The 7,754-nt window shown below is 41.1% G+C and carries 10 protein-coding genes and 4 pseudogenes; 13 read left to right on the top strand and 1 reads right to left on the bottom strand.

All coding sequences use genetic code 11. The features are described 5' to 3' along the window. The 12 genes and pseudogenes from A3GA_RS0110850 to A3GA_RS11725 all read left to right on the top strand — a co-directional run. Window positions 1-798 (top strand): RHS repeat domain-containing protein (locus A3GA_RS0110850; RefSeq protein WP_018027430.1); only part of this gene is annotated, 798 nt, incomplete at its 5' end. 28 nt (window positions 799-826) lie between these two features. Continuing rightward, window positions 827-1,333 (top strand): hypothetical protein, encoded by a 507-nt coding sequence (locus A3GA_RS0110845; RefSeq protein WP_018027429.1) that lies wholly within the window; start codon window positions 827-829, stop codon window positions 1,331-1,333. Window positions 1,334-1,367: 34 nt separating this feature from the next. After that, window positions 1,368-1,487: pseudogene (locus A3GA_RS12235) on the top strand (RHS repeat-associated core domain-containing protein); the annotation flags it as partial. Window positions 1,488-1,616: 129 nt separating this feature from the next. Further along, complete coding sequence (locus tag A3GA_RS12230; RefSeq protein ID WP_161797535.1) at window positions 1,617-1,910, top strand: hypothetical protein; 294 nt, start codon at window positions 1,617-1,619, stop codon at window positions 1,908-1,910. Next, the gene (locus tag A3GA_RS0110835; protein WP_018027427.1) at window positions 1,900-2,721 is read left to right on the top strand and encodes a tetratricopeptide repeat protein; all 822 of its coding nucleotides are present in this window, start codon (window positions 1,900-1,902) and stop codon (window positions 2,719-2,721) included. The genes A3GA_RS12230 and A3GA_RS0110835 overlap by 11 nt, the downstream gene beginning before the upstream one ends. Window positions 2,722-2,802: 81 nt before the next feature. Beyond that, entirely contained in the window at window positions 2,803-3,408 is a 606-nt protein-coding gene (locus A3GA_RS0110830; RefSeq protein WP_018027426.1) for a hypothetical protein, read from the top strand. Window positions 3,409-3,807: 399 nt separating this feature from the next. Continuing rightward, a pseudogene (locus A3GA_RS12350) lies at window positions 3,808-3,928 on the top strand (RHS repeat-associated core domain-containing protein); the annotation flags it as partial. After that, window positions 3,904-4,296 (top strand): annotated as a pseudogene (locus A3GA_RS12455) (HNH/ENDO VII family nuclease). The pseudogenes A3GA_RS12350 and A3GA_RS12455, both read left to right, overlap by 25 nt. A 20-nt stretch (window positions 4,297-4,316) precedes the next feature. After that, entirely contained in the window at window positions 4,317-4,532 is a 216-nt protein-coding gene (locus tag A3GA_RS0110815; protein ID WP_018027422.1) for a hypothetical protein, read from the top strand. Window positions 4,533-4,572: 40 nt separating this feature from the next. Continuing rightward, on the top strand, window positions 4,573-6,069 hold the full coding sequence (gene istA / locus A3GA_RS0110810; protein WP_018027421.1) for an IS21 family transposase: 1,497 nt from the start codon (window positions 4,573-4,575) through the stop codon (window positions 6,067-6,069). Continuing rightward, window positions 6,062-6,823, top strand: a complete 762-nt coding sequence (istB, locus tag A3GA_RS0110805; protein ID WP_018027420.1) for an IS21-like element helper ATPase IstB — start codon at window positions 6,062-6,064, stop codon at window positions 6,821-6,823. Before istA ends, istB begins: the two co-directional genes overlap by 8 nt. A gap of 58 nt (window positions 6,824-6,881) precedes the next feature. Next, window positions 6,882-7,172, top strand: a complete 291-nt coding sequence (locus A3GA_RS11725; protein WP_162138016.1) for an ankyrin repeat domain-containing protein — start codon at window positions 6,882-6,884, stop codon at window positions 7,170-7,172. A 108-nt stretch (window positions 7,173-7,280) separates the two neighbouring features. Here A3GA_RS11725 and A3GA_RS12520 read toward each other — a convergent pair whose 3' ends face one another. Beyond that, window positions 7,281-7,394, bottom strand: a complete 114-nt coding sequence (locus A3GA_RS12520) for an integrase core domain-containing protein (protein ID WP_162138015.1) — start codon at window positions 7,392-7,394, stop codon at window positions 7,281-7,283. Between A3GA_RS12520 and A3GA_RS11720 the strand changes: the two are divergent. Beyond that, window positions 7,388-7,754, top strand: a pseudogene (locus tag A3GA_RS11720) (RHS repeat domain-containing protein); the annotation flags it as partial. The gene A3GA_RS12520 and the pseudogene A3GA_RS11720 overlap by 7 nt on opposite strands.

Here is a 7,754-nt window from a genome sequence, read left to right as displayed (position 1 = left end):
AATAGCAGTGATGGACAAGCGGAACTGTTGAGCTCACGGGTGTGGCAGGCCGAGTTAGCAGAAGAAACTCAAGCAGCGCCGAAACTTTATCATTATGTGTGCGATCACCTCGGTACCCCACAACTGTTGATGAACCAAGGTCAGGACGTGGTGTGGGAGGGCAAGGCCAAAGCGTGGGGTGAAACCCGTGTTATAAGCCGACCAGCTGCTGACGAGCAGGTGATTAATAATCATCGTTTTCAAGGTCAGTATTATGATGCTGAGACGTCGTTACATTACAATACCTTTAGGTATTATGACCCAGAGCTAGGTCGCTTTATCAGCCAAGACCCGATCGGCTTGATGGGAGGGCTTAACCTCTATCAATACGCCCCGAACCCGGTGGAGTGGGTGGATCCGTTGGGGTGGAAAACTCGCTCTAGTACATTGCAAAGACTTTGGAAAGATTATGTCGGACAGCCTCATGTTTTCGCAGAAATTCATCATGGTTTCCCTGAAGAGTTTGCAGATAGATTTAAAAGATTAGCTGATATTGATGTTAATAATCCGAAATTTTTCTTTAATCTCTCGCCTGAAAGACATAGATTAACTAGAGGTAGAGGTGTACATACTAATAGTTCTAGAGTTGGCAAGAATTGGAACAAAGTATTTGATGGTTTGTTAGATTATGTTGAAAAACAAGGAATGGATAAAGAAACAGCTAAAGATTTCCTTGAAAAACGACTGAGAGATTTAGCAAGAAAAGAAAGAATCGGTAAATATTCTGCTGACGCAGTAAAAAATAGACCTTGTAAGTGATCTAGTTAACATGGATAAAGGAGATAAAATGAAACTGATTAACTCAAATGAGCTTTTTAATTTCCTTGAAAAACTTGATCCTGTCATTAAAGATAAAGGTAGAATCCCTCAAATTGATAAAAAATATACTGAGTTTATTCATCAGTTTAAAGAGGTTAGTATTACACCGGATATTGTGTTATATGGCTATCAGAAGGCGATTGAGTGGAATAAGCGAGCATCCGATAATAATTTGCCACAAAATTTGTGGCTTATAGGGCAGTCAGGGCAAGGAGATGAATGGTTTTTGAATGAACAAACCAAAACCGTATTCTTTTTTGACCATAATCAGGGGGAATATGGGGGATTAGAGAATTTTTTAAATCTGCAGATTGATTTCACTGGTTTTCTTAGGATGGGTTTTTTGCTTGCGAAGTTAGAGCAGAGACTTGAAAAAGACCAAAGTATAGATGAATTTAAGCAGGTAGTCATGGGACTAATGAATAGTATTCACCCTCAATTATTTGAGATGTTTCCTTATAAATATTTCGATTGATTGTTTCTAGTCAGAAAAGTAGACAAACTCTCTCTTTAGGTATTATGACCCTAAGCTAGGTCGCTTTATCAGCCAAGACCCGATCGGCTTGATGGGAGGGATTAACCTCTATCAATACGCCCCGAACCCGGTGGAGTGGGTGGATCCGTGGGGGTGGCATCCTGCTTTGGTTGGGCAAGTTCTTCGAAAGGGCGTGATTTTGGTGGGAGGCTTGTCAAGGGCTGGAAAACGAGCGCATGGCAATTCTAAGTTAAGCAGGCGACGGAATCATGTTTATAGAATTGTGGATATAGATACTGGTGATGTTTATAAATGGGGGGACTACAGTAGGATAAGACGTGATGGAAAATCTAGCCGCGCAGAAAGTCAAGTAAGAAAACTAAACCATGAAGGCGGAAATTTTAAGTCGGAAATTGTTTGTAGAAATTTAACAAGGGCAGAAGCTTTGGCTAAAGAACAAGGTTTTGTTAATGCTTATGCAATAGGTGCAATGAGGCGAGATGGAACAGCACGAAACCCTCTTGGTAATAAAAGACCTAAATATCATGAAGTGATAGTCAACAGTTATGGTAAATAAATACTTAAATGTTCTAGAAATTGTTACCCCTTTTGATGTTGGGGGAAATGGTTGGGCTTGGAAAGTCATTAGTAGTGCTTTTGAATTTTACGCTCATAGGAAAATTACTTCTGAAAAAATAGATAAATTGGTTATTTATATACTTGATACTCCACCAGAGAAACCATTGAATAAAAGCCCCGAGGCATTGGGTGTTGTGCAGGTACGTGTTGTTATTGATGGTGAGTATTTCAGGCGGTTAGACTCAAAGCGTGAGTTACTAGAGTTTGCGTATGATGTTTTTAAAACCACTGTACTTGGTCTAGTTAATGATTATGATCTAAAGCAAGATGAACTCTTAACTGTATTTGCTGCTTTTGAAGCATTAGACTTTGTGTACGAAGGTGTAGTGAAGAAAATCGATAAGGAGCTGACTTTACGTTGGCATTTAGAGAAACATTTACATTACTTTATCCGAATGACTAGGGAGGACGAAGGCTTTGATGATATTACCGTTTTGGAAGTAAATGGAGGGGATTTACGTCACTTTGATCGATTCGGTAAGATTAAACGACAAGATAATAAGGTATTAATTCATTGGAAGAAAAGTAGTTTTTATTCATTGGTGGATTTAGATAGTCATGAAGTCAAAGTTTTATCTGAAAAAGCACTAGCAGGGGATGCGCATCATCAATTTATGCTTGCTCAAGCATATTTTAAGGGGCAATACACAAAAGTGAACGAAAAAGAAGGCATATATTGGCTTAAGTTAGCAGCAGAGAATGGTTTCTCACGCGCTCAAAATATGTTAAAGAAATTGGTTGATGACTAATTTAGTGTTGGTGCAGTATTTGTCAAGATAGTTGTCACTCATACCGCTTTTCATATTTTGAAATATAGATAGGTTTTCCTTATGGACAAAGAAATTAAAAAACTCTTTGAGACGGAATTATCAAGTCTTTTAAAAAAGTTAAATATTCCTGCTCGTACCAGGTCACTTAAGAAATCGATTAAATTTGAATCACTTTCAACAGAGAATAAAGCTGAATTAGCCTTTAGTTATTTAGGGAGTCAGAAAGCGTATTATATTGAACTGACAGGTTATTCAGAAGAGTTTAGTTATTACATTCAGAAAATTGTTCCGCCTTATAAGTCAAATATGGTGGATGGATTTTCGGCTCATTTTTACATGACAACTCTACAAGAAAAAAGTCATAGTCATGCTCAACAACTATCAAAAATTTATTTACCCCATAGTGATCATGTACTTGATTTGTGCATAAACCAGATTTCCGATGCGCTAAATGGTTTCTACATTCCTTACTTAATGGCATTTTTGGATTTTAATCCTAGTTTGATTCATTACATAGTCCAAAGGCCAGATTTTTACAGTTATCCCATACCGATGATTGCTTATGTCTTGGAATTTAATGGATTGAAGTGGTCTGATCTAAATTTGCCAATTGGAAAGAAAATTATTCGTGATCGTGAGTTTGACGAGGCATTACTGCAGATTTAATGTTGATTGTTTTCCTGTCGGTGTTGTTATTGATGGCGAGTATGACCATGATCGGGGGTTTTGATAGCTTTAAAAACTTCCCTGACGCCATCGAGAGCGTCTACTGATAGTAAGATCTAGTTGTGCGTTATGCACATGCTATGCAATTCGTTACGTTGCGTGACTGCCGAGCTATTACGATAGAATTAAAGCCAATTTACTAAGCGGTTACTGAAGATTTAGCTATTTAAGTGCTCGAAGAGTTTAAAGCAAGTGCTTAATTATGCCCAAAGCGCAAGAAAAGGAAGAGATTCACAGTAAAAGTAATTATCGTGGCAGAAATGCTCTTCACACTTATCGCTAAAGCAAACACTCAGATCATTCTGTTGTTCCTAGTCAGAAAAGTAGACAAACTCTCTCTTTAGGTATTATGACCCAGAGCTAGGTCGCTTTATCAGCCAAGACCCGATCGGCTTGATGGGAGGGATTAACCTCTATCAATACGCCCCGAACCCGGTGGAGTGGGTGGATCCGTTGGGGTGGCTGCATAGGCCGTATATTAGAAAGTCTACATGCAAGGCTGTTGAAGATAAAGCAAGGGTTGTGAAAGGGCGCTTTTTGGATGCTAATACTGGTAAACCAATAGAAGGTGGGAAACGAAGACCTTGGAGCAGAGCCGAAGGAAAGTATCATCTTGGGCATAAACCTGGGCATGAACATTGGAGAATGGTAGCTGAGGCTGAAGCGAAAGGTTTAAGTCAAAGAGAATTTAATGATTAGATGAATAATCCTGATTTTTATCATATTGAGGATCCAATGGAAAATCAGTCTCATCGTCACGAAGATAAATCTAAAGGCAATCAGCTTGATATTATCTCAGACGCAGATAGTCCTGCTTGTATTAATTAAAATAGAAAAGTGAGATTTTTATGACAACTATTGACGAAAAAAAAATGATTCAACTGCTTATTAATTCAGATGATAAGCAGGCTTTAGATGCATTTATAAAGAAGAATGGTATTGATGCAGTAGATAGAGATGGTAGAACTTTTTTGTTATCAGCTGTTGCTAAAAATAATCTTAGCTTGGTGTATAGAGCGACAATTAACTTGACCGGCGTAGCGACAATTATGTTGGCCGGTTAATCTGCTAAGGTCAGACACAGATAAAACGGAGGGTTTTACTGTGTCTGGTAGTAAGATTACTAAGCAACAAATTAAGCGTTATATGGATTTTAGAAAGAAACACACTCAAGCAGTATCCGCTGCTAAAGCGGACATCTCTGAGCGCAGCGCAAGGCGTATTGAACACAACCAACTTCAGCCCAAGTCCTCGCAACCACGCCACTGGCGTACTCGTGACGACCCTTTACAAGCAGTTTGGGACAGTATCGTTTTGCCATGGATTCGTGAGGATAATGAGATTACCCCTGTGGGAATCTTTGATTATTTATGCGAACACCATCAAGACATCTTTAGGCCTAGTGCTCGGCGTACCTTGGAACGTCGTATCGCTAACTGGCGAAGCGTCCACGGCAGTCCTAAAGATGTCATCTTCCTGCAGACTCATGGCTATGGTGAATTGGGGATAGCGGATTTTACGTACATCAACTTAGGGATTCGCATTGCCGATGATCCACTCAAGCACTTATTATTTCATTATCGTCTGCCTGCGAGTGGTTGGGCCTATGCGCAGGTAGTTTATGGCGGAGAGAGTTTTACGGCATTATCTGAGGGGTTACAGAACGCCTTTCAAGCGTCTAATGGTGTTCCTCTTAATGTGCGTACCGATAGCCTAAGCGCCGCTTATAAGAATATGTCCAGTCGAGAAGACTTCACCGAACGCTATCATGAGTTCGCTAAACACTACGGCTTTAAGCCCACTCGTAACAATCGCGGAGTAGCTCATGAGAACGGTGCCATTGAGTCTGCCCACCGGCATATTAAAGCGCAAATTACGCAAGCACTCAAATTACGAGGCAGTAGTAATTTTAATTGTCGCGCTGAGTATCAGGCATTTATCCAGAATCTCATCGACCGACGTAACCAGCGCGTGCACGATAAGTTTGCCTTGGAGCAGCGTCAATTACAAGCGCTCCCAGCGTACCCTAGCGACAACTACTCAGAGCACTATGTCAGTGTCAGCAGAACGAGTACCATTTCTTTAAAACGCGTCACTTACACCGTCCCCTCACGACTCATCGGTAATCGACTACTTGCTAGGGTATATGATCAACGAATAGCGCTATATCTTGGGATGGAGCAAGTACTAGAATTAGAGCGTCTATATACACGTAACAAGACAGGACGTGCACGCAGCGTCAATTACCGGCACATCATTGATGCGCTCAATAAGAAACCATTGGCATTTAGGCATAGTAAGCTACGAGATGATATCTTGCCTAACGACAATTATAAAAGCATCTGGCACTATGTGGATGACAGTTTATCGGCTGATGATGCGTGTTATTACATCGTTAAATTGCTGTATTTAGCTCACCGACATGACTGCGAGCATCAATTAGAAAGGTATGTGTTGGAGGGGATACGACAGCGACAATTACCCACCATCCGACAGTGTGAGGAGCGATTCATTCGCATCATTGCAACGACGCCTAGCATAGCGATTAAACAACACTCGCTTCAAGATTACAGTCAATTGTTTGGAGCCCATCATGCATAGAAATACCGCTTCCTTACCCTTGATGCTAAAGCAGCTAAGATTAGCCACGGTTGGCACGCTCTGGGAGAGCGTGGCAGATAAAGCGACTAAAGAACAATGGTCACCCCAGCAATACTTGGCTGAGTTATGCCATCAGGAGCTATTGGCACGCGAGGATAAACGTTTAGCACGCAACCTAAAAGATGCCACACTACCCATCGGGAAGCATTTAAATAACTTTGATTTTATGGCTGTCGATGGCATTAACCAAGCGACCACCTATGATTTACTTCAAGATAAAACGTGGCTGACGCGAGGTGCAAACCTCTTGCTCTTCGGAGCAAGTGGCCTGGGTAAAACACACCTTGCCAGTGCCCTTGGGTATGGGCTACTAGAGCAGGGTTATAAGGTTAAGTTCATACAGGCGACCACACTTGTACAGCAGTTGCAACTAGCTAAGCGACACCTCAAGCTACAGGACGAATTGAAAAAGCTGGATAAATATCAATTACTTATCATTGATGATGTCGGTTATGTTAGAAAATCCGAACAAGAAACTAGCGTCTTATTTGAGCTGATAGCGCACCGTTATGAACGCTTTAGTTTAGCTATTACATCCAATAAGTCGTTTGAAGAGTGGGATGAGCTATTTGACGATACCACGATGACGGTGGCTGCCATTGATCGACTCGTACATCATGCCACAATGATTCATTTTACAGGAGAGAGTTATCGCAAGAAAGAAGCACTAAAAACCCAAGACAAGGGGCAGTAAAAACCGGCCAAGTTAATTGACGCTAAACCGGACAAAGTAGTTGACGTTCTATAGCTTGGTGTCATATTTAATTGAGCAGAACTATGATCTGTCTGCCGCTGACAATCAAGGTATGACCGCTTTGCATATAGCGGCTATTCATGATTACTGTAATATGGCTGAGTTACTGCTTGATAAAGGTGCTGAGATTGATCCAGTTGATGCTTGGGGTAATACACCGCTTTGGCGTGCAGCGATGAACTCTCCGGATGAAAATAGTTCAACAGCAAAACTTTTGCTTGCGAGAGGTGCTGACAAAAACAAGAAAAATAATTCAGGTGTTGCGCCAACTGACTTATTACATAATTAAAATATAGAGTCTTAGACTTTAATTTTTAATAAAAATTTAAGACTAAGAACGGGTTATTGTGGTACGTAAAAGGACTTAACTGTAATGACCCAGCATAACTTTCACACTTTAAGCTGCTAATTGTTGATCAATCATACTCGGTGTTTTCATTTTAAGCGCCTGATGAGGGCGCTCTTCGTTGTAGTACTTAAACCATAAGTGTAAGCACTCGGTGTTTGTCAAGCGAGTTATCCAATCTGATTTGCACCCTCCGCCCCGATGGTCGTGAGGTGGATTATTTGCGCTACGGTTCGGGGCATTTGCACGGCATGCTCTTGGATAAAGAGCGCTTAATTGATGTGGAGCGTGATAATAATCACCGTGAGATAGCTCGTCATTGGGCGCAAACGATGTTGCAAACGACGATCTACGACGAGGCCGGTCGTTTGGCGCAGCAACATATCCAGTCTGGTCAGTATGTTAAACAGAGCATTCTGCAGCGTGATTATCACTATGATGGAGCCAATCAATTAACCGGCATTAAGGACAGTCGTAAAGGGGAGTTAAGCTATCAGTATGATCCCCTTGGTCGTTTGCTTAAGG

Origin of the sequence: Oligella urethralis DSM 7531 (assembly GCF_000372065.1) — a bacterium.
GTDB lineage: Bacteria > Pseudomonadota > Gammaproteobacteria > Burkholderiales > Burkholderiaceae_B > Oligella > Oligella urethralis.
Note: the sequence above shows the minus strand (reverse complement) of the source record. Positions and strands in the feature narration are given on the sequence as shown.

Excerpts from the sequence above, each read along its gene's own strand:
- A3GA_RS0110845 (WP_018027429.1), top strand. The coding sequence starts at position 827 with ATGAAACTGATTAACTCAAATGAGCTTTTTAATTTCCTTGAAAAACTT.
- A3GA_RS0110835 (WP_018027427.1), top strand. The coding sequence starts at position 1,900 with ATGGTAAATAAATACTTAAATGTTCTAGAAATTGTTACCCCTTTTGAT.
- A3GA_RS0110830 (WP_018027426.1), top strand. The coding sequence starts at position 2,803 with ATGGACAAAGAAATTAAAAAACTCTTTGAGACGGAATTATCAAGTCTT.
- A3GA_RS0110815 (WP_018027422.1), top strand. The coding sequence starts at position 4,317 with ATGACAACTATTGACGAAAAAAAAATGATTCAACTGCTTATTAATTCA.
- istB (WP_018027420.1), top strand. The coding sequence starts at position 6,062 with ATGCATAGAAATACCGCTTCCTTACCCTTGATGCTAAAGCAGCTAAGA.